An 18,253-nucleotide genomic window follows, 5' to 3' on the forward strand; every position below is an offset into this window, starting at 1 on the left:
GTCCGATGAGCGGCCCGCCGTAGTACCGAGCGATTGCGCCGCGCGGATACTGCCAGTTCCGGCCGCTACCGCCGCAGTCTGGGCACTCGTCAGGCTCTTTGACGCCACCGAATGACCAGACCGAGCGAATGCCGTGACCGTCACAGGTCGAGCAACTGATTTGCTTGCCGTTCAGCGGAGCGGTCGGAGGCTCTTGGGGAATCTCGCGGATGCCCCCACTCACACTGACCTCCTAGGAGCATTCACCACATCTCCATGAGGCTCGGAGAGGGGATCTATCTCGACCTTTCGCCGGAACATCACCCAGACCGCAAAGCGGATCAGGCAGGCCGCGAACGTGATGGCTATCGAGAGGGCGATGATGGTCGTGCTCATGCCGAGTCTCCTTCCGGCAAAGATGCAAACAGGGCGTCAAGCCATTTCTGGCGGCCACCCGTGCGCTCAATCTCCTCGTCTCGGCTCCGGTGGTTCTGAGCCAGTTGCGACTGGAGATCGGAAAGACGCTTCGTGCGCCATTCTTCGCCGATGGGCATTGCGGGCAGATCAAGCGTGCTGCCGAGATGCCGAGAGGACACCTCAAGCTGCTGGAGCATGAACTGCTTGTATTCGACGTGCTCCCGAGTGGGCGGGCGCCACTTCTCGACCTTGGCCGCCATCGCGCGATGACGCTCCAGGCGCCGCTTATCTTCGGCCTCATACTCACGGTGACGCCGCCGCGCTTCGTTGTTTGCGGCAAGAGATTCCGTCAGCACATCGTCCGCCGACATGGTCGATAGCTTGGCAATTTCCGCCGCGAGCTCCGTGATGCGCCTATCGTAATAGCAGGTATCAGGCTCCAGCTTCGTCGGGATGGGCGCGTCCATCGGGTCCTCGCGCATCATGACCAGGGCACCGAAAGCACGGGCGCAAATCAGCATGTAGTCGCGTAGTTCGGTGACCGAGCCGTCTTCAACCTTTGCGGTGTATCCGGTTGGCATCTCACGCCCCCCAAATCGAGATGAAGGCGCCGACAGAGCCCATGAAGAAGCTGAAGGCGGCGAGCTTGGCTGTGATGGCGAGGGCGTTCATGTCCTTCTCTCCGTAGAAACAGCATCGATCTGCCGTGCGATGGCCTTCAGCTCGCGAGCCGTGACGAGACGGCGCTTCTTCGCTCGGCCCTTAAGGTTGCGAGAGGCGTCCTTGGAGATGACGCGGGATAGGGTTTTGAGCGTGCGGGCCGGGATCATCCGAGCCTCCGAGGTGGCAGAAGCTTGGCGAGGAAGCGCGACGCACTGCGCTGCGGTGGCCTCTTGTCGAAGCCTCGTGATTGCAGTTCTCCGCGCGGCTGATGTGTGCCGGTGTGGCGATCTTGGCGGCGACGGGCCTTCGCGATGTCGGTCACATCGCCCTTGGTCTTCAGCCGGTGGCACGGCCGGCAAAGCGGGCGAAGGTTGTCGTCGCTATCGTCTCCGCCGATCTCCAGCGGGATATGATGATCGAGGTCGTAGCCGCGCTCGTCGGTCGGCTGGAAGCACATCTGGCAGATGCGGTTGAACCGCTCCCAGATGGCGCGCCGGGCGGTGTCTGAGCGCTTACGCCGCATGGCTGGCCTCCCGGTCGTCAGAGAAGACGACGTCATGCTTCGCGCCGAAAGCGAAGATCAGCTCGATCAGGTCCGTCATCTCCTGCTTGGTGAGGTCAGACGACGAGCGGCCGATGTTGACGAAGCCGGTGCCGTCCAAATTCGGAACAGCGCGCAGCTCGCGCTTGAGCGCATCGAGGAAAATCAGCTTCCAGTCATCGGGCTTCAGCGTCAGGCCGTGCCACGGCACCTGCCGGGCAATGTCTGTCAGCATCGCCCACATGCGGTCATTCTGCGGGAGGCTGCGCTTGCTGGCCTTGAACTCGCAGCGGGTGCCGTGCGGCGCCTTCATGACCCAGGACGAGGCGCGCTGGCGAGCCATAGGGCTATCGAGGATGACAAGGGCGCGGCTCATTCCGCGGCCTCCTGCTGGCCTTCCGGCAGGTTCGGATAACGGGCCGCCGCCATCGTGCGGATCACAGACGCTTCAACCTCTCCGAGCTTTTCCTTCAGCTCGTCGGCATTGGCGTTCATCCAAGCGCCAAGATCGTTCTTGGTCTTGGCGGTAAGCATGACGGACTTGTACGTCTCGCCTAGCTTCGAAAGGGGCGCGACCGTTCCGCTGGAAGTGCGAGGAACAGCGGGGGTCGCGTTCCGGCCGGACGGCGCGGAATGTGTTTCGACGTTCTCCTGCGTCTTGTCGTAGAGAGCGAGGCCGAACGGGTTGCCGAAGGTCATCAGGGCGCGCTTCATCGCGTCCGTCTCGGCTTCCTTGATCGCGCTTTCGTGGGCAAGGCCGAGGTCGGCATCCACGCCATGGCCCGCGCCGATACCTTCACGCGCCACGCCATCGACGATCACGCGGACCTTCGCGATGTAGGACACGCCGAAGCCGGCGCGCTGGTTCGGGGGGCGACCGATCTTCCGAGCGCCTTCCGCGACCATGCGGATTTCGAGCGTCTCGCGCGTCCAGGCATCATAGCCGAAGATGCGGTTGGCTTCCGCGATGGCATGCCAGCCTTCGATGTACGAGAGCTTGCGGCCTGCCTGTTCTCGCGACTTGACGTGCGAGGAGTCGAGCTTCGCGGAGAGCTGTTCGATCTGTTCTGGGCTGAAGGTCATTTCACCCTCACGGTGAGGCGCGATCCGCCATTACTGACGACGACGCCGGGGATTTCCTCGCCAGCCTTCACGGCGGCGTTGATGGCGGTCTTGTCGATCTCGCGTTTGATGCGGATGAAGCGCTCGGGGATCGAATCTTCGTCCTCGATGACGACAGACGGAGCCGCTTGGCTTACCGAGATGGTGGCGCTCGGCAGCGTGACCTTCGACAAGCCGGCTGCCGCCATGACGCGCTCAATCGCCTCGCCATAGCCATCGCCACGACGCTCAAGGCGAGCTTTGCGCTCCCTCAGATCGTTGACGGGGACCTTGACGCCTTCGGCCATCGCATAGGCCGCCTCGCGCTCCTGAACGAGCTTGGCGAGGACGTTGTTGATGTCCGTCTCTCCTTCGAGAACGTCGGCACGAAGCGTCTCGTCCTCTTCCAGTTCGGGATAGACGGCGATGAGGTCGCTGATCTCTCGGACGACGCGGAACACAAGCTGCGGGTTCATCGCGCACCCCTCAGAGCCGAGGTGATGAACTCTCCCGCCAGTGCGGCAGCCTTGGCCGGTGACGTGATGCGGGCGTACTCCTCAAGAGCCTGACGGGCAGACCACTCGATGACCTCGGCGGACACGTCGTTGCCCTGATCGTCGATCAGGCCGGACAGGACAGCGCGAACGCCAGCTTCGTTGCCGCCATCGGCATCCCAGAAGCGCTCCATGGCGCTCGGCAGCAGGGCTTCGATTTGGGTGCTCATTGCTTGATCCCCATTTCCATGCGCAGTTGAGCGCAGCGGGCGTCACGAAGGCGGCGGAGGAGATGAGAGCGGGGCTTGTGGGCCTTGCGGGCTCTCTCGATTGCTTGGCGCAAAGCCTCGATCTGAGGACCGATTACCTTGCGAGCGCGCCATGCTCGCCAGAGGATGAGGGCGCGGCGAATGAGGGGCGTCATTGCCGCGCCGCCTCTATGTCCGCCGCCTTGTGGAAGCAGGACATCGCGCCCTTGTAGTGGTCGACGCAGACCAAGAAACACCCTTCGGGCTGCTCCTCGATAATGGCCCGGCAAAAGGTCTTCGCTTCGGACTCATACTGGAAAACTGCCCGCAACTCGGCGTCAGGCAGGGTCTTCCAGATGCGATGCACGGTGGTTCCGTTCTTGACCTCCATCACGCCACCGCCTGCCAGATCGACCGATGCTCAGCCGGCGCCGTGTAGGCGTAGCTCTGGCCATCGTCGGGAAGGGATGCTTCGTACTTGGCGCGAACGCGGGACTTGGCCGAAGCCAGATCGCCGTCGAACCAGCGCTTGGCGAGGGATTTCTCCCACTCGTCAGCGCGCTTGCCGTCGACCCAGACATGGGTGATTTCGAACGAGCCGCCGTCGCCTTCGATGGCGATGCACCAGTCAGCGCAGAGCGCGACGGGGCCGACGTTCAGCTCGCTATCCTGAATTTCGAAGGGGACGGGGGACATTACGACACCCGCCAGACGCGGTAGCCATTGCCTTCTGCGCGGACCGAGTAACGTCGACTATGACGCCTTGCGGAGACGGCGCAGGCCGAACGAATACGTGTCGAAGGCCCCATAAAAAGGAAGCTGTCTCCGACTTGCATTCGAGCGAATGGGTATTTGCTGTTGGCGCCCCGGCCACGCTGATCAGGGAGCGGAACGTTCTTTTCGATGATGAAGGTCTGCGAATAGGCGTTCATGGGCCTCTCCTCGGCTTGTGAGGAGAAGATAGGATAAGTCCTATTCCTATGTCAATAGGATGCGAGAGGATTTTTCCTGCTCATTCCTATTGGGTCACATACGGGAGAATTTGGCGGCGATCCGGCCGATGATATGCGCGTTCTCGTCGAGAATCAGCTCGAACGGCTCATAGCGCGAGTTCAGTGACTTGCAGATGATGCGTAGCGGGTCGGAGCCGCGCACGGGCTCAACTTGCTTGACGATAACGCCACTGCCATCCCAGACGGCAAAGATAGCGCCCTGGCTGGGGTCGCGGTCTGCGCGGTCAACAATCACACGGTCGCCTGAGCTGAGCCCAAACTTGGACCCATCGTCCATCGAGTCCCCGCGAACCGAGATGATGTCCGCCGTGTCGAAGGAGAGGTTCAGCTCGTTGCGCACGTAGGACGGCGGCAATGCCCACTGCGCAATGACTTCCTGCGACGGCTCGCCGCCCTGCTGCCAGTCGCCATCGTCAAGCACCCCGCCGCCATAGGCGCCGCCGCCCTTGACCGCGTATTCCTTCAAATACGGCGGGCTGCCCACAACCAGCGTCTGGGGTTGCGCCTGTGCCTGTCGCAGCGGCGCGCCGAGCAGGTGCTCATCAATGCCGAACATCTCCGACAGCTTGGAGCGCACGTCCTCTGGCAGCTTCTCAGGAATGCCGCGCTTGATGAACTGCTGCATGTAGGCGTGATTTTTGCCGAGCTTCTTCGACACGTCGGAGAGGTTAAGCCCTCGATCCGCGATCAAACCAGACAGCAGCTTACGCACCGAATCCATGCGCACGGGCATAGCGCGCAGTTCGTAGGAACCGCCAATAGGAAATATCTTGCGCAAAGAGGAATAGTCCTATAGATAGGAGGGCATGAGCACGCCAGACGCCTTTCGCGCCGAGATTGAGCGATATCTCGCCATCACCGGCATGAGCCCCACCAGGTTCGGCATGATGGCCGCTGGTGACCCCCGCTTCGTCTTCGATATCCGCAAGAAGAACCGGGAGCCCCGCAGCCAGACGATGAAGCGCGTGACCGATTTCATGTCGCGCCCCATCGCCAAGCCCCAATCCGAGGTGGCGGCATGAGCGGTCAAGCCAAAGACCGCATGGAGCGTATTCTCCATCTCCTGACCGAGATCGACGAGATCAAGGAAGTCATCCGCGAGGTCTACGCGGAGGAGAAGGCTGACGGCGGCGACAAGACCGCCATGGGCGCGGCCATCGCCATCATCCGCAAGCGCGCCAAGCTCGGCGCCGATGTCATCGAAGAGCGCGAAGGCCTCGTCGCCACGTATCTCGCGGCCCACGACGCTTCGCACACGCATGCACGTGAGGCTGCCTGACATGACCATCATCGGCTCGTTCGTCTGCCTCTCCCTTGGCGCCTGCATCGGTGTCGTTCTCGCTGGCCTTCTGGCTGCTGCGAAGGATGACCTCGCATGACCGCCTATCGCTTCATGCTGATCCTATCGTCCAGCCCGGTGGCGTTCTTCGCCATCCGCCTGCTGGAGCTTCGCGGATGAGCATCACCCACCCTCGCGCGGTCCTTACTCCCCAGCCGCTGCGCGAGTGGCGAGGCGGCGTCCTCCCCCGCCGCCTCGCCTGCCATTTCTCCATCCATCGTAGCGCGAACCCCTGCAAGAACCCGCGCCACGATGTCTCCAAGCCGCTCCATGAGCCGTCCTTCCTTCGTCCGGTGACGCCCTCAACGTCGCCCTTCGAAGGACCGCGCACATGGAAGCTCAGACCAACCGCTTGGCTGGATCAGCCAAGGTCTATCAGTCGAGTAAGCCTGACATGACGATAGCCATCCAGGCACGCGCCCATATCGGCGCCGTGCTCCAGTTCGTTGCACCACAGCTCCCGCTCAAGTCGGCATTGCCGAGGGCGGCGGCATTCATCGGCATCAACGCCCGCCGCGCTCGCGCTCTCTGGAACCGGGAAGCCCGCGCTGTTCTCGCTGACGAGATCCACGCTTTGGAAGCCGCTCGCGCCCGCATCGCTGAGCGCATCATCACTCGGGACATCCAGAACCATGCGAACACGATGGAACTCTATGCTGCGCGGCTGGCTAGTGTCGATCCGGAAGGCAATCGGTCGGAAGTGGCTCGCCTCCGTAGGCTGGCAAGCCAAGCGCGCAATTTCCTTGATTGCGGGGAGGCGTAAGCCATGAGCCTCGTCCCGGTCAAAGAGTTCACCGACGCGGCAGACTTGCTCGCCTCAAGGCGGGCTCTCCGCGCGCAGTTCTACGGCAAACCTGCGCCGAAGCCAGCCAAGGCCCCCCAGCCTGTCGTTGTAGCGCCACCTGAACCGGAACCGGAGCCTGCGCCGATCGACGAGAGGGAGCAGGCTATCCGCGACTGGTTGAGCTTGGCCTCGCCGGGCTCCGTTCGGGCCTCCGCCGCCTCGATGATCCTTGATATCGTGGCGAAACATACGGGCTATAACCGCGTCGCTCTCATTAGCGAAAGCCGTCACGCACCGCTCGTCCGCGCTCGCCAGATGGCCTACTGGCTCATGCGGCGACACACCGGACTATCGCTTCCGAGCATTGGCCATCGCATCGGCGGCCGTGACCACACGACCGTCCTCAGCGGCTTCAGGAAGATCAAGTTCCTCATGTCTGAGGATCAGGATTTTGCTGCGCTGATGCGCACGCTCTCCGCCGAGGTCGAAGCCAAGGCGCAGGAAGGGCGCGAGCAATGAAGGTGCTCGTCCTCAACCTCCCTCTGCCGCCAAGCACGAACAAGCTCTACGCAAATGTTCCAGGGAAAGGGCGCGTGAGGACGAAGCTTTATCGGACGTGGTCCAAGACCGCGCTCAACTTCGCGTGGCTCAGCAAACCTCAGGGCGGCTTTCCGAGATTCGAGGGCGCCTTCGATATCCAGATCACGCTCCCGCTCAAGATGCGGGGCGACATCACAAACCGCATCAAGGCCGTCGAGGACTGGCTGAAGAAGCCGGCCGGCATCGTCGCGGACGATAAGCACACCCACACAGCGACCGTAGCGCGCGGCTCTGATGTCGAGCCCGGCTTCTGCCGCGTGTTCGTCTACGAGACGAAGGAGGCCGCATGAGCCGCGTGGAGCACCTGTCCGACTCCGTGACGCTCTATCTCGGTGACTGCCGCGAGATCCTGCCGGGCTTGCCGCGCGTGGACGCGGTTGTGACTGACCCACCTTATGGGCTTGGCGACAAGATGCAGGGCGGTACCTGGGGCGCAAAGGCTGGATTTAAAGAGATGCTGACTTGGGACGCCACCGCGCCTGCGGAGGCCACCTTGCAGGCTCTCGTCGACCATTCAGACGCCGCTGTCTTCTGGGGCGGCCAATACTTCGACCTACCCCCGGCGCGCTGCTGGCTCATGTGGAACAAGCTGAACGCTGTTCCGACCATGGCTGACTTCGAGACGGCATGGACCAATCTCGATCGACCTAGCAAACGCTGGGACGGAAATGTTGGCCGCGTTGAATTTGGCCACCCGACCCAGAAGCCGCTTGCGCTCATGCTTTGGACGCTCGGATTTGTTCCGAAGGCCAAGACAATCCTCGACCCTTACATGGGCTCGGGTACCACCGGAGTTGCCTGCGTTCAGCTTGGCCGAGCCTTCACCGGCATTGAGCTAGAGCCCCGGTACTTCGATATCGCCTGCCGTCGCATTGCCGACGAGCTGAAGCGCCCCCGCCTCGACCTGACGCCTGCCCCACAGCCCGTTCAGGAGGCCATGCAGCTATGACGCGCACAGGCACCTTTCAGTATGTGCGGCATGGCGATGTCGATTCCTTCCACCGTCGCGGTTGGATGATCGCCGCTGACCTTGGCCCAACGCATGGCGCTTGGTCCGTTCTTATGTGGCGCTGCGAATGCGGGGTCGCGCGATGAGTGCTGCCGTGGCCCAAGCGATCCGAGGCATGATGGCCGCTGGCTTCACGCTGGATCAGGCGTTGCTTGCCATCGAGAAGATGGACGAGGCCAAGCGTGGCTCTGCGAAGTCGAATGCTGAGCGGCAGGCTGAGTTTCGCGCCCGTCAAAAGGCGGCCCGTAACGCCGTAACGAGTAACGAGAGTAACGTTACTTCCGTTACGCCCTCGCGCGATATTCAGCACGCGCCTACGCACGCGGAACCAGAACCTAATATAACTACATACCCCACCACCTCAGAAGCTAAAGCTTCTTCGGTGGAGCCCCAGCCGGCCGATTTGCCGCTGACCGGCGAACTCCTCCCCCCCATCGCCAAGCCCAAACCACCGCCCAACGCAGCGAGGGGTTGCCGGATACCGCCCGGCTTCCCCGGCGATGACGAGCGGGACTGGTGCAAGCAAAATCTGGGAATGACCGATGACCACTGCGACGAATGTTTCGCCGAATTCGGAGACTTCTGGACCGGCGTCCCTGGGAGCCGCGGCCTCAAATGCGATTGGCCAGCTACGCTCAGGAATGCTGCCCGCAAGTACGCAGCCCGCCTTCGCCCTCGCCAAGCTTACCCCGCAGGAAACCAACGCTCGGATGGAAGCCTGCTTGGAGCGTATCAGCGGGCGGCGTCCCGTGTTCGGGCGTCGAATGATGTTTCCCGCCAACGGGCCGGCGTATTCGATAACCGAGACGGCGAGCTGGGCATGCACTACGGCATCCCAGCGGAATGAGGCTCTGTCCGCCGTTGAGTTTGCCCTTCGTCCGGCCAGCGAGGAGGATATCGGAGCGGCGCTCTACACGCTGCGGATCATGACCCGAGGCCGAGACCAGCGCACGGACGCAGACCGCGAAGCCGAGGGCATGATCTGGCTGGAGCACCTCCAGCGCTTCCCGGCCGATATCGTCCTCATGACCCTCAAGAACTGGCCGCATCGTCCTGATGGCCAGTGGTGGCCCACCTGGCACGATGTGCAGAAGGATTTGGAGGCCCAGACCAGCGGGCGCCGTCTCCTCGCGGAGCACATCCGCAAGAGCGAGTGCCTGCCGCCACCGGCCAAGGATTTCGAGCCCGACGACAGCCCCGAGGCTCTGGCCCGTCGCAAAGCCCAAGCCGATGCAGCCCGCGAGAGGTTCGGCATCAAGCCCTCGACCGGAGAGACAGTCGTCGATCGTGAAGCCATGCCTGAGGCTCTCAGGGCTGAGCGTGACCGCGAGGTGGCCAAGGCTGCCGCCAAGCTCCGAGATGGCAGCTATCAGCTCTCTGACGAGGCTCGCGCCATCTTCCGTGAGGAGCTTTCGGAGCGCGTGGTTCCCAGCCCTGACGAGCAGTTCGACACCTGGAACAAGGGAGAGCGCGCGGCATGAGTGAGATTAGGGATGGCATTCAAAGATTGACCAAGAGATTTCGCAAAATCACCTCTGATGGTGTCTGGCGCATTCTTTGGGAGAAGGACGCTGGCGGGGGCTGGGTTGAGATATCACGCGTGAAAATCCCGAGGACGTTGAATTGAGCGAGCACGACCCACAGGCAATGCCTCTAGCTGACTTGGTTGATCGCGTTCGCGCTCGGGTTCAGCGGCGCCGCGCGAGTAGCGAACCAGCCTATTACACGTTCCACGACGCAGCGGTGGACGAAGCTCTGCTGGAGGAAGTCGGGGTACTCAGGCTCAGCGCTATTGAGAGCACTGGCCAGAACCTAGCGGATGCCAACTCCAAAAATCCTCTCATACCAGGAGGGCGGTAGGGTGAGTAGGCGCGACATGATTTTCTGGCTGGGCTTTTGGACGATTGTCTGCACCAGCCTGACGACCTGCACGATTTTCGATCCAAGCCGAAGAGATTCCTCCGTCGAGTGTGTCCGTGTTGGCGGCACTTGGCAGAGCGGCGCCTGTCGTAAGCCCGATCCCACCACCCCCAACCCGAACAGGAGCGAGTAGCATGAGGGTGTACCGTCTCGATGAATTCAGGAAGCTGCCGGAAGGCACGCTGTTCTGCGAGGCCGAGCGCTGGTCGTTCGGCACGCTCCATGTCAAGGGCGAAACACTGGAGCGGGACTTCGTCCAGCGAGATCTCCAGAGCATTGCGGCATACGACAGCGGCGAGTGGTTCAACCGCCTCGACGAGATGCTGGAAAGCGGAGCGAGCTACCCAATCAACGATGCTTACGGGCGCGACGGTTCTTTCAACGAGGAAGCTTTGTTCCTCGTCTTCGAGGCGGAAGATCTGCGCGAACTTCGGCGCGTCATAGACGAGGCGCTGGAAGGTTCTGGCAGTCAGCTCGCGGATGCCACAAAAAAAGATCTCCTCCCATGACGAGCGCAGAGAGGGCGAAGGAGCTGCTGGCAAGCCTTTTGGAGGTTCGCTGGCCGTCTGAGGCAGAGGCTATCCCCCTCATCACCCAAGCCATCACCCAGGCACAGAACGACAAGCTGGAGGAGGCGGCGAAGCGCATCACGGCTCGCATTCTGGATTTCGAGGATAGCGACACCGACCCCGAATTCGATGTGACCGACACCGTGGTTGCCTACGAGCTTCGACAGGTTCGCGACGACATCCGCTCCCTCATCGAAAAGGACTGAACCATGGCGAAGGCAGGCCCGGCCACGAAGCAGAATGTCCCCCGCTATCCCAGCGGGCAGATCGTCCACTCCTACCGCGAGCCCAAAGCGGAGAAGCCGGAGAAGATCATGGCTGTCGCCCTTGCCCAGCCCCATCGCAGGGGCAACGCATCGCAGTTCGCAGGCTACGCTTTCGGCCGTCTCTTCCTCGGCGGACAGATCGACAGCCGCCAGCATCGTGCAGCCGAGATATACATGACGCGCACCATCCGCCACATGAAGCATATCACCGGCACGCTGCCGAACTTCACGAGCCCGCTGGCCAACATGGTCAAGCTGGACCTGGAGTTCCAACGCGACCGCGATCCTGCGCCAACAGACAGCCGCATCGCAGACGAGATCATGCGCACCGAGGAAGAGCGCACAGCAGACATTCGCTCAGCCTATCGCGAGCTGCAAGACGCCTTGGCCGATGTCGGCATGCTCTACGATGGCAACCGCATCTTGACCCGCATCTGTGTCAGTGACCGTGATCCTACGAACGATGTGGAGCTAGGCGCCTTCCGCTGCGCTCTCAATGTCATCGCCAATCGCCTCCGCCTGTGAATGCCAAATGGCACCACTTGACGATAATCATGCCATCGGCTACTGATTTGCACAGTGAGGTTTTGCGCCCGTGTCAGAGATGGCCGGGCGCTTTCGTCTCAGCGCTAGATGCCCACGCTAAGTTGCCGTGCTCGTGCCTGAGCCGGTAAAGAATTTCCCGCCCGGAGCCCCAAAGGCTGCCGGGCTTTTTGTTTGCAGTCCCTCAGACGGACAGAGCCCCATGACCCTTGAACAGATCACCCACGACCTCGCGTCGATCGACCGCGTCGTCTATCGCACGGACCTGCTGCGAAGCGGCATTCACGGCTGGCAGCTCGGTGGCTCTGGCACGGCGCTCATGCCGACGCTGGTTTCGTTCAAGCTCGATGAGCCGTTACCCACGGCCGAGGAATGGGCCGCCAAGCTCGCGGGTATCAAGGCCAAGCACAAGCCTTCGATCATCATGGCGGGGGCTGCGTGATGAGCATGAGGGTCGAAGGCGACAAGATCGTCGTGGACTTCATCCGGCTCGATTTCGTGAGAGGTGACCACAAGCGCGTCATTCGAGTGCTGGATCGAGAAGAGGCATTCGCGAACAACGCGCTTTACCAGCACCTGAAGGCCAAGAGGCGGAACGATGACCGCCGCAGTTAAAAAAAGCGCCGCAAACCTGCCCGGCCCCGGCCCCGGCCGTCCCAAGGGCGTGCCCAACAAGACCACAGCCTTGCTCAAGGACGCCATTCTTCAGGCCGCTGAGAAAGCTGGCGATAAGGAAGGCCTCATTGGCTATCTGACCACGCAGGCAAAGGCCAACCCCGGTCCGTTCATGGCTCTGTTGGGCAAGGTCTTGCCCATGCAGGTGACAGGCGAAGACGGCGGCCCGGTCCAGATCGCCTTCAAGACCGTGTACGAGCGCCGTGGAGATTGAGCGCAGGGTCCGCTGGTATCAGCAGGCCTTCCATGAATACCTCGTCAACACACCATCCGCGCGCGCCATCGAGATAGCCCATCGTCGCTGGGGCAAAGACGAGATCGTCCTAGGCGCCTTCTGCGAACTGGCACACAAGCGCATCGGCTCGTACTGGCATTGCCTGCCCGAGTACAACCAGGGCCGAAAAGCCATCTGGACCGCGATCAACGCGAACACCGGCAAGCGAAGGATTGACGAGGCTTTCCCCCCTGAGATCAGGGAGAACACGAACGATACCGAGATGTTCATCCGCCTCAAATGCGGGTCGACATGGCAGATCATCGGCTCGGATCGGTATGACGCCACGGTTGGCGCTGGCCCTGTCGGCATCGCCTATTCGGAATGGGCTTTGGCCAACCCCAGCGCATGGGCCTACCACCGGCCAATGCTGGAGGAGAACGGCGGGGTTGCGGCGTTCATCACCACGCCCCGCGGTCGCAATCATGCGCACGCCATGTACCAGATGGCGAAGGACAACCCGCGCTGGTTTGCCGAGATATCGAACGTGCACCACACGGGCGCTCTCTCGCCAGCCCAGATTGAGGAAAGCCTGGCCGAGTATGTCGCAATCTACGGCGAAGACCTTGGCCGAGCGCAGTTCCAGCAGGAATATGAGTGTTCGTTCAATGCGGCCATCCTCGGAGCGTTCTACGCCCGCGAGATGCTGGCGGTTCGCAGCGAAGACCGCATTCAAGAGGTTGAGCCGATCCCCGGCAAGCCCGTCCACCGGGCATGGGACATCGGCGTAAGAGACGACACGTCCATCTGGTGGTTTCAGGTGGTCGGCATGCAGATCCTTATCCTCGATTGCTATTCCGCATCAGGCGTTGGCGTGGATCACTATGCCGAGGTCGTTCACGGCAAGCCTTGGAAGGGCGGCTACGACTTCGTTCCTCACGACGCCAAGCAACGCGTCTGGGCCGTCAGCGGCGCGCCGCAGCGGCTGGAGGCCATGATTGCCCACGGCCTGAACCCTCGCCTTGTCGCTGATGCGAGCAAGATGGACGGCATCCAGGCCGCTCGCTCGACATTGGCGCGCTGCGTCTTCCACCCCCGTACCGAGAGCATCGGCATGGCAGCGCTGGAGCAGTATCGGCGCGAATGGGACGACGAGAAGAAGACCTTCCGGGCCTCTGAGGTCCACGACTGGACGAGCCATCTCGCAGACGCCTTTCGCTATCTCGCGCTGTCGTGGCGCTCGGTTCCTGAGCCCGCGATCGACATGACGCCGAAGATCAAGCCCGGCCAGGTGCGGTTGCCCGCGCCGCCTGACCACAGCACGGCGTCGCGCATCCGACTTTAGGACATCCGCATGACCGATGAAGCTCTAGACGACGAGGTGGCTGACGACGCCACCGATCCGAAAGAGCCGAAGAACTCGAAGCCGTGGCTCGACATGATCTGCGAGGCGGAGCGGGTCTATAGCGATTATCAGGATAAAGCCGATAAGATCGATAAGCTCTATGCCGATCTCGACAGGCTTGGCAGCGTCACGCGCGACCGGCAGTTCCAGCTTTTCTGGGCCAACGTGTCAGTTCTTGGCCCTTCGATCTACGCCCGGCCGCCTGTTCCTGTGGTCGTGCCGCGGTTCAAGGATCGTAAGCCTCTCCCGCGTGCTGCATCTGAGATGCTGGAGCGCTGCTCTATCGTCTCGTTCGAGCAGGAGAACATCGACGCCATCATGCGGCTGGTTCGCGATGACCTGACCGTCATTGCCCGCGGTGCGGCATGGGTTCGCTACGAGACGAAGAAGGAAAGCGGCACCAACAGCGAGCGCGCATGCATCGAGCATGTCGACCGCCGCGACTTCCTGCATTCGGTCTGTCGCAACTGGAAAGAGGTCGATTGGGTCGCCAAGCGTTCCTGGCTGACGAAGAAGGAAGCCCGCAAGCGCTTCAAGAAAGCGTCCGGCGATGCCTACCAGAAACTGGAATATGCGGTCCGCAAGGACGCTGACGACGGGATCGACGACAACAAGCTGAAGGCCGGCATCTGGGAACTGTGGTGCCGCTCTCAGAACAAGGTCGTCTGGGTTGGCGAGGGCAGTGAGAAGTGCCTCGATGAGGTGGAGCCGCACCTGAAGCTGGAAGGCTTCTTCCCGTGCCCGGCCCCGGCCTATTCGACTGTCCAGCGCGGCACGCTCATCCCTGTGCCGGACATGGTCTTCTACAAGGACCAGCTGGAGGAGATCAACGAGCTTACCGGCCGCATCCATGCGCTGTCGGAGGCTATCAAGGTCAGGGCAATCTACCCGGCCGGCGAGCCCGAACTAACAGCTGCTATCGAGGCGGCCTTCAAGTCCACGGACCCGAACGCGCTCCTGATCGGCATTGCAAGTCTGCCGATTGGTCAGGGTAAACTGGCCGATATGCTGGCTTGGCTGCCGGTCGAGATGATCGCCAAGACGGTCGCGGAGCTTGTCGAGCTTCGCCGTCAACTCATTGATGACGTGTACCAGATCACCGGCCTCAGCGACATCATGCGCGGCTCGACCGTGGCATCCGAGACGCTCGGCGCTCAGGAGTTGAAGAGCCAGTACGGCTCGATCCGCATTCGTGACCGGCAGGACGAACTGACGCGATTTGCCCGCGACCTGACCCGCATCACCGCGGAGATCATGGCGGAGAACTTCCAGAGCAAGACGCTCATGGACATGTCGCAGATGGACCTGCCGACCGACGCGGAGATCGCCAAGCAGGTCAAGCCGCTGGAGCAGCAGGCCCAGCAGATGCAGGCTCAGCTTCAGCAGGCCATGAACGACCCAGAGACGCGGGCCATGGCCGAGCAAAACCCGGAGCAGGCTCAGCAGGTCATCGGCCAGGCTCAGCAGCAGTTGCAGCAGCTCGGAGAGCAGATCGGCAAGCTGAAGAGCACTGTCACGGTTGACGCGGTGATGAAGCTTCTCCGCGAGCAGCGCCTTCGACCCTTCGTGCTCGACATCGAGACGGATTCGACCATCGCGCCGGATGAAAATGCGCAGAAGCAGCGTGCGACCGAGTTCATCACTGCTGTGGGTGGCCTGCTCAATCAGGCCGCAGGCGCCACGCAGGCGTTCGGCCCTGGCATTGCGCCGCTGCTGGCTGAATCGCTCAAGTACACCGCCAGCCAGTTCCGCGCCGGGCGTCAGTTGGATGGTGCGATCGATGAGTTCGCAGACCAGATGAAGCAGATGGCCGGCCAGCCGAAAGCCGATCCTGAGGCCGAAGCCGCCGCTGCTGCCGCCAAGGCTCAGGAGGCCGAAGCGCAGATCAAGGCGATCAGCACCAAGGCGGACGCCGCTGCGAAGGAAGCAGACGCTCAGGCCAAGATCATCAAGGCCAACAGCGACGCTGCCGACGCCGACCTGAGTCGCCGCGTGAAAGAGCAGCAGGAAATGGACGCGTCGGACGCCCGTCGCACTGAGATGTCCGAGAAGAGCGCCTTCGCGAAGCAGCAGAGCGAGCAATCGGCGCAGGAGCACGGGCAAAAGATGGATCTGGGCCGGCTTCAGATCGAGAAGATCAACATGGAAATGGGCCGCATTCAGGTTCAGACCGACGCGACGATTGCGACGACCGAAGCCAGCATCGACGCAACCGCAGCGAAGACTGACGCAGGCATTGCCGCCACGCATGCCGGTATCGAGGCAAAGCAAGCTGCCGCGGCGGAGGCTCGACCGTAATGGGCTGGCCGGTCGTCATCGTCAGCAGCGGCGGGTTGCCAGTCACTGAGTCGACGAGCGGCTTTGGCACGCCCGTTGATGTCGCCGCGAATGGCTTCGGAACGCCTGTGACGGTCGTTGCGTCTGGCGGGTTGCCGGTTGTTGGGTCGGGTGGCGGAACGCCTGTCGGGCCGAGCGCGGTGGTTCTGCCGACGCCGCCATTCACGAGCACGGGCCTTCTGGCCTGGTACGACAGCGCGAAGACGTTCACTGACAGCCAAGGCGTCACCCAGCCATCGACGACGAACGACAACATCGGCTTCAGCACGGTTTCCTCTATGGAGGATTTGTCAGGCAACGGCTTCGGTATCATCAAAGGCGACAAGTCCCTTCAGCCGTTAAAGGGGGCGAGCGGTGGCCCCGTCACCGACATCGCCTCGCATGTGCTATCGCCCCTGAAGAACTCGCTGATCAACGGCAAGAGCAAGCTGACCGTATGGATGAGGGTCAAGCCGCGGTCGGACCTCGCCGTAACCGGCTCCGCTCGCACGCTCGTTTACGTGTCCAGATCGTCGTCCACATCGACGATCAGGATGGCGATCTCTCTCACTGGGTCTACCACCGGGCGCCGCGTCTTTGCCGATTTCGGCATTGCCGACAGCGCCACGGCCGGCGATAGCCGGACCACGACGAACGCCAGCGGGCCTCAGTTGTCTAACGACGCCTTCAACTACCTGATCGTTGAGTTCGACCTGTCCGTTTCGCCATGCACCTGTTCATTCTATCTAGGCAGCACGACGGCGGCATATGTCGACAATGGCCTAGTTCCGGTTACGGGCTCCGCGCCATTCGCGTTCGGGGCTTCAGATAGCCTAATCATCGCCTTCGGTGACAACTCCGGTGGAACTCGCCCATCCCTATGCGAGATCGACCGAATGGGCTTCCGCGACGATATCGGTAACGCCGCCTACCGCCAGTCGCTTCTCGATTACATGGGGGCGCCCTGATGGTTCAGTACGTCCGCCCCGCGCAGGCTTTCGCTGCCGTCTCGGCCGCTATCGCTCAGAACGCATCGCCTGAAGCGACCGATCTGCGCAACCTGCATGCTCGGCTTTGCGCCAGTCTCGGTGTCCCAAAGGGCACTACGCAATATGGCCTTATCCGGTCGCTGAACACCAACGAGCGCACGCTTGCTATCCCGGATGCAGTCTATGCCGCTGCCGTTCTGGCCGGAGTTGATTTCTCGGACGCCCGCTATAATTCGACGACGGCAGAGGGCTCCTACATCAACACGTCCGAGGTTCCGCCGATGTGGAACCCCGGCGTGCACCGGCAGGTCATCGTCCGCGACGGCAACAGTCTGCTTCAGTCAACGATCGGCGCCGGCACTCACACCGAATTCAATGATCCTACGAAGCGCATGTGGTCCCAAGGCGTGGTCAGCTCGGGGACGGGACTGACCGCCTTCGTCACGCCAAACTCTTCGACGCTGTTCAGCTACGCTCCTACAGCAACGGCTCCTCGTGGCCCTGAGTATGCCTATACCCATCGCTGGGCACATGAGAAATCCCGGCTCCAGTACAACATGGGCCGAGACAGCGGCCGGCTGCTGAACTACGGCGCTTATACCTATTCGCAGGGCTACAACATATTCGACAACTTCGAGCAGCAGGGAAAGCTCGTGGTCGCGTCGGGCCAGCAGCTCGTTCTCGACCTCTTCATGGCGATGTCGAACGACCGCAAGTATGCCGACGACAACGGCAACCCCGGCATGGGCGGCGCCAGCGGCACACCCAACATGATCGACGACGTTCTGATCCCGTTCCTGGCGAAATGGAAAGCCGCCTATCCGAACTCGATCGTCTGCTACACGACGGAGGCCGCTCGATCGACCGCGACCCAGTTGAACGCTGATTTCGACGCCGCCGCCGATCGGATGATCGCGCAGAAGGCGACGCTGGGCATCGACCATATTCTCGACAGCCGACTGATCGATGTCGCGGGCGCCAAGCCCTTCTCGTGCAAGGTGCCCTCGAACTCGACGAACAGCACCTATTATCAGAGCGATGGCGTCCACTTCACACCCCTGACGCCACAGATTTACGGGCCGTACTCCTCCGCCATGTGGGACAAGGCCCTCGGCTTCACGCCCGATCCTGCGTACGCGGCGGCGATCCGCTGAACCCATCACCCGTT

Annotated in this window: 28 protein-coding genes; 17 read left to right on the top strand and 11 right to left on the bottom strand. The window is 62.1% G+C overall.

What is annotated here, in order from left to right; genetic code table 11:
- Positions 1–219: 219 nt before the first annotated feature.
- From AC3WMA_RS18115 to AC3WMA_RS18165, 11 genes are all read right to left on the bottom strand, one after another.
- On the bottom strand, positions 220–375 hold the full coding sequence (locus AC3WMA_RS18115; protein WP_492286744.1) for a hypothetical protein: 156 nt from the start codon (positions 373–375) through the stop codon (positions 220–222).
- Positions 372–977: a hypothetical protein gene (locus tag AC3WMA_RS18120; RefSeq protein WP_492286745.1), complete on the bottom strand. Its 606-nt coding sequence runs from the start codon at positions 975–977 to the stop codon at positions 372–374. The genes AC3WMA_RS18115 and AC3WMA_RS18120 overlap by 4 nt, the downstream gene beginning before the upstream one ends.
- A 245-nt stretch (positions 978–1,222) precedes the next feature.
- On the bottom strand, positions 1,223–1,582 hold the full coding sequence (locus AC3WMA_RS18125) for an HNH endonuclease (protein ID WP_492286746.1): 360 nt from the start codon (positions 1,580–1,582) through the stop codon (positions 1,223–1,225).
- Complete coding sequence (locus AC3WMA_RS18130) at positions 1,572–1,976, bottom strand: recombination protein NinB (protein WP_492286747.1); 405 nt, start codon at positions 1,974–1,976, stop codon at positions 1,572–1,574. The genes AC3WMA_RS18125 and AC3WMA_RS18130 overlap by 11 nt, the downstream gene beginning before the upstream one ends.
- Positions 1,973–2,683: an RAD52 family DNA repair protein gene (locus tag AC3WMA_RS18135; RefSeq protein ID WP_492286748.1), complete on the bottom strand. Its 711-nt coding sequence runs from the start codon at positions 2,681–2,683 to the stop codon at positions 1,973–1,975. The genes AC3WMA_RS18130 and AC3WMA_RS18135 overlap by 4 nt, the downstream gene beginning before the upstream one ends.
- Entirely contained in the window at positions 2,680–3,177 is a 498-nt protein-coding gene (locus AC3WMA_RS18140; RefSeq protein ID WP_492286749.1) for a siphovirus Gp157 family protein, read from the bottom strand. Before AC3WMA_RS18140 ends, AC3WMA_RS18135 begins: the two co-directional genes overlap by 4 nt.
- A complete protein-coding gene (locus AC3WMA_RS18145) occupies positions 3,174–3,425 on the bottom strand; it encodes a hypothetical protein (RefSeq protein WP_492286750.1) in 252 nt (83 codons plus the stop codon). The genes AC3WMA_RS18140 and AC3WMA_RS18145 overlap by 4 nt, the downstream gene beginning before the upstream one ends.
- 190 nt (positions 3,426–3,615) lie before the next feature.
- Positions 3,616–3,834 carry a hypothetical protein gene (locus AC3WMA_RS18150; protein WP_492286751.1) on the bottom strand — a complete coding sequence of 73 codons (219 nt, stop codon included), beginning with the start codon at positions 3,832–3,834 and terminating at the stop codon, positions 3,616–3,618.
- A complete protein-coding gene (locus AC3WMA_RS18155; RefSeq protein ID WP_492286752.1) occupies positions 3,834–4,139 on the bottom strand; it encodes a hypothetical protein in 306 nt (101 codons plus the stop codon). Before AC3WMA_RS18155 ends, AC3WMA_RS18150 begins: the two co-directional genes overlap by 1 nt.
- The gene (locus AC3WMA_RS18160) at positions 4,139–4,405 is read right to left on the bottom strand and encodes a DUF7303 family protein (protein WP_492287096.1); all 267 of its coding nucleotides are present in this window, start codon (positions 4,403–4,405) and stop codon (positions 4,139–4,141) included. Before AC3WMA_RS18160 ends, AC3WMA_RS18155 begins: the two co-directional genes overlap by 1 nt.
- Positions 4,406–4,469: 64 nt before the next feature.
- A complete protein-coding gene (locus AC3WMA_RS18165) occupies positions 4,470–5,234 on the bottom strand; it encodes a S24 family peptidase (RefSeq protein WP_492286753.1) in 765 nt (254 codons plus the stop codon).
- A gap of 28 nt (positions 5,235–5,262) precedes the next feature.
- Between AC3WMA_RS18165 and AC3WMA_RS18170 the strand changes: the two genes are divergently transcribed.
- From AC3WMA_RS18170 to AC3WMA_RS18250, 17 genes are all read left to right on the top strand, one after another.
- Complete coding sequence (locus AC3WMA_RS18170; protein WP_492286754.1) at positions 5,263–5,478, top strand: hypothetical protein; 216 nt, start codon at positions 5,263–5,265, stop codon at positions 5,476–5,478.
- A complete protein-coding gene (locus AC3WMA_RS18175) occupies positions 5,475–5,735 on the top strand; it encodes a GapR family DNA-binding domain-containing protein (RefSeq protein WP_492286755.1) in 261 nt (86 codons plus the stop codon). The genes AC3WMA_RS18170 and AC3WMA_RS18175 overlap by 4 nt, the downstream gene beginning before the upstream one ends.
- 391 nt (positions 5,736–6,126) lie before the next feature.
- Entirely contained in the window at positions 6,127–6,558 is a 432-nt protein-coding gene (locus AC3WMA_RS18180; protein ID WP_492286756.1) for a hypothetical protein, read from the top strand.
- A 3-nt stretch (positions 6,559–6,561) separates the two neighbouring features.
- Entirely contained in the window at positions 6,562–7,098 is a 537-nt protein-coding gene (locus AC3WMA_RS18185) for a helix-turn-helix domain-containing protein (protein ID WP_492286757.1), read from the top strand.
- Positions 7,095–7,469: a hypothetical protein gene (locus AC3WMA_RS18190; RefSeq protein WP_492286758.1), complete on the top strand. Its 375-nt coding sequence runs from the start codon at positions 7,095–7,097 to the stop codon at positions 7,467–7,469. The genes AC3WMA_RS18185 and AC3WMA_RS18190 overlap by 4 nt, the downstream gene beginning before the upstream one ends.
- A complete protein-coding gene (locus tag AC3WMA_RS18195; protein WP_492286759.1) occupies positions 7,466–8,128 on the top strand; it encodes a DNA-methyltransferase in 663 nt (220 codons plus the stop codon). The genes AC3WMA_RS18190 and AC3WMA_RS18195 overlap by 4 nt, the downstream gene beginning before the upstream one ends.
- 602 nt (positions 8,129–8,730) lie before the next feature.
- Positions 8,731–9,669 (top strand): hypothetical protein, encoded by a 939-nt coding sequence (locus tag AC3WMA_RS18200; protein ID WP_492286760.1) that lies wholly within the window; start codon positions 8,731–8,733, stop codon positions 9,667–9,669.
- Between the two features lie 573 nt (positions 9,670–10,242).
- Positions 10,243–10,617: a hypothetical protein gene (locus AC3WMA_RS18205; RefSeq protein ID WP_492286761.1), complete on the top strand. Its 375-nt coding sequence runs from the start codon at positions 10,243–10,245 to the stop codon at positions 10,615–10,617.
- Entirely contained in the window at positions 10,614–10,883 is a 270-nt protein-coding gene (locus AC3WMA_RS18210) for a hypothetical protein (protein WP_492286762.1), read from the top strand. The genes AC3WMA_RS18205 and AC3WMA_RS18210 overlap by 4 nt, the downstream gene beginning before the upstream one ends.
- Positions 10,884–10,886: 3 nt before the next feature.
- Complete coding sequence (locus tag AC3WMA_RS18215; RefSeq protein ID WP_492286763.1) at positions 10,887–11,468, top strand: hypothetical protein; 582 nt, start codon at positions 10,887–10,889, stop codon at positions 11,466–11,468.
- Between the two features lie 220 nt (positions 11,469–11,688).
- Entirely contained in the window at positions 11,689–11,928 is a 240-nt protein-coding gene (locus AC3WMA_RS18220) for a hypothetical protein (protein ID WP_492286764.1), read from the top strand.
- Positions 11,928–12,101, top strand: coding sequence for a hypothetical protein (locus AC3WMA_RS18225; RefSeq protein WP_492286765.1), 174 nt, complete (start codon positions 11,928–11,930; stop codon positions 12,099–12,101). The genes AC3WMA_RS18220 and AC3WMA_RS18225 overlap by 1 nt, the downstream gene beginning before the upstream one ends.
- On the top strand, positions 12,085–12,375 hold the full coding sequence (locus AC3WMA_RS18230; RefSeq protein ID WP_492286766.1) for a hypothetical protein: 291 nt from the start codon (positions 12,085–12,087) through the stop codon (positions 12,373–12,375). Before AC3WMA_RS18225 ends, AC3WMA_RS18230 begins: the two co-directional genes overlap by 17 nt.
- The gene (locus tag AC3WMA_RS18235) at positions 12,365–13,720 is read left to right on the top strand and encodes a hypothetical protein (protein ID WP_492286767.1); all 1,356 of its coding nucleotides are present in this window, start codon (positions 12,365–12,367) and stop codon (positions 13,718–13,720) included. The genes AC3WMA_RS18230 and AC3WMA_RS18235 overlap by 11 nt, the downstream gene beginning before the upstream one ends.
- Before the next feature lie 9 nt (positions 13,721–13,729).
- The gene (locus AC3WMA_RS18240) at positions 13,730–16,078 is read left to right on the top strand and encodes a hypothetical protein (RefSeq protein WP_492286768.1); all 2,349 of its coding nucleotides are present in this window, start codon (positions 13,730–13,732) and stop codon (positions 16,076–16,078) included.
- Complete coding sequence (locus AC3WMA_RS18245) at positions 16,078–17,064, top strand: hypothetical protein (RefSeq protein WP_492286769.1); 987 nt, start codon at positions 16,078–16,080, stop codon at positions 17,062–17,064. The genes AC3WMA_RS18240 and AC3WMA_RS18245 overlap by 1 nt, the downstream gene beginning before the upstream one ends.
- A complete protein-coding gene (locus tag AC3WMA_RS18250; protein ID WP_492286770.1) occupies positions 17,064–18,239 on the top strand; it encodes a hypothetical protein in 1,176 nt (391 codons plus the stop codon). The genes AC3WMA_RS18245 and AC3WMA_RS18250 overlap by 1 nt, the downstream gene beginning before the upstream one ends.
- Positions 18,240–18,253: the final 14 nt, after the last annotated feature.

Source organism: Allobosea sp. FW305-C-101 (assembly GCF_058783685.1).

Bases quoted from the DNA above. Each gene is read 5' to 3' on its own strand.
- AC3WMA_RS18115 (WP_492286744.1), bottom strand. From the start codon at position 375: ATGAGCACGACCATCATCGCCCTCTCGATAGCCATCACGTTCGCGGCC.
- AC3WMA_RS18120 (WP_492286745.1), bottom strand. From the start codon at position 977: ATGCCAACCGGATACACCGCAAAGGTTGAAGACGGCTCGGTCACCGAA.
- AC3WMA_RS18125 (WP_492286746.1), bottom strand. From the start codon at position 1,582: ATGCGGCGTAAGCGCTCAGACACCGCCCGGCGCGCCATCTGGGAGCGG.
- AC3WMA_RS18130 (WP_492286747.1), bottom strand. From the start codon at position 1,976: ATGAGCCGCGCCCTTGTCATCCTCGATAGCCCTATGGCTCGCCAGCGC.
- AC3WMA_RS18135 (WP_492286748.1), bottom strand. From the start codon at position 2,683: ATGACCTTCAGCCCAGAACAGATCGAACAGCTCTCCGCGAAGCTCGAC.
- AC3WMA_RS18140 (WP_492286749.1), bottom strand. From the start codon at position 3,177: ATGAACCCGCAGCTTGTGTTCCGCGTCGTCCGAGAGATCAGCGACCTC.
- AC3WMA_RS18145 (WP_492286750.1), bottom strand. From the start codon at position 3,425: ATGAGCACCCAAATCGAAGCCCTGCTGCCGAGCGCCATGGAGCGCTTC.
- AC3WMA_RS18150 (WP_492286751.1), bottom strand. From the start codon at position 3,834: ATGGAGGTCAAGAACGGAACCACCGTGCATCGCATCTGGAAGACCCTG.
- AC3WMA_RS18155 (WP_492286752.1), bottom strand. From the start codon at position 4,139: ATGTCCCCCGTCCCCTTCGAAATTCAGGATAGCGAGCTGAACGTCGGC.
- AC3WMA_RS18170 (WP_492286754.1), top strand. From the start codon at position 5,263: ATGAGCACGCCAGACGCCTTTCGCGCCGAGATTGAGCGATATCTCGCC.
- AC3WMA_RS18175 (WP_492286755.1), top strand. From the start codon at position 5,475: ATGAGCGGTCAAGCCAAAGACCGCATGGAGCGTATTCTCCATCTCCTG.
- AC3WMA_RS18180 (WP_492286756.1), top strand. From the start codon at position 6,127: ATGGAAGCTCAGACCAACCGCTTGGCTGGATCAGCCAAGGTCTATCAG.
- AC3WMA_RS18185 (WP_492286757.1), top strand. From the start codon at position 6,562: ATGAGCCTCGTCCCGGTCAAAGAGTTCACCGACGCGGCAGACTTGCTC.
- AC3WMA_RS18190 (WP_492286758.1), top strand. From the start codon at position 7,095: ATGAAGGTGCTCGTCCTCAACCTCCCTCTGCCGCCAAGCACGAACAAG.
- AC3WMA_RS18195 (WP_492286759.1), top strand. From the start codon at position 7,466: ATGAGCCGCGTGGAGCACCTGTCCGACTCCGTGACGCTCTATCTCGGT.
- AC3WMA_RS18200 (WP_492286760.1), top strand. From the start codon at position 8,731: ATGACCACTGCGACGAATGTTTCGCCGAATTCGGAGACTTCTGGACCG.
- AC3WMA_RS18205 (WP_492286761.1), top strand. From the start codon at position 10,243: ATGAGGGTGTACCGTCTCGATGAATTCAGGAAGCTGCCGGAAGGCACG.
- AC3WMA_RS18210 (WP_492286762.1), top strand. From the start codon at position 10,614: ATGACGAGCGCAGAGAGGGCGAAGGAGCTGCTGGCAAGCCTTTTGGAG.
- AC3WMA_RS18215 (WP_492286763.1), top strand. From the start codon at position 10,887: ATGGCGAAGGCAGGCCCGGCCACGAAGCAGAATGTCCCCCGCTATCCC.
- AC3WMA_RS18220 (WP_492286764.1), top strand. From the start codon at position 11,689: ATGACCCTTGAACAGATCACCCACGACCTCGCGTCGATCGACCGCGTC.
- AC3WMA_RS18225 (WP_492286765.1), top strand. From the start codon at position 11,928: ATGAGCATGAGGGTCGAAGGCGACAAGATCGTCGTGGACTTCATCCGG.
- AC3WMA_RS18230 (WP_492286766.1), top strand. From the start codon at position 12,085: ATGACCGCCGCAGTTAAAAAAAGCGCCGCAAACCTGCCCGGCCCCGGC.
- AC3WMA_RS18240 (WP_492286768.1), top strand. From the start codon at position 13,730: ATGACCGATGAAGCTCTAGACGACGAGGTGGCTGACGACGCCACCGAT.
- AC3WMA_RS18245 (WP_492286769.1), top strand. From the start codon at position 16,078: ATGGGCTGGCCGGTCGTCATCGTCAGCAGCGGCGGGTTGCCAGTCACT.
- AC3WMA_RS18250 (WP_492286770.1), top strand. From the start codon at position 17,064: ATGGTTCAGTACGTCCGCCCCGCGCAGGCTTTCGCTGCCGTCTCGGCC.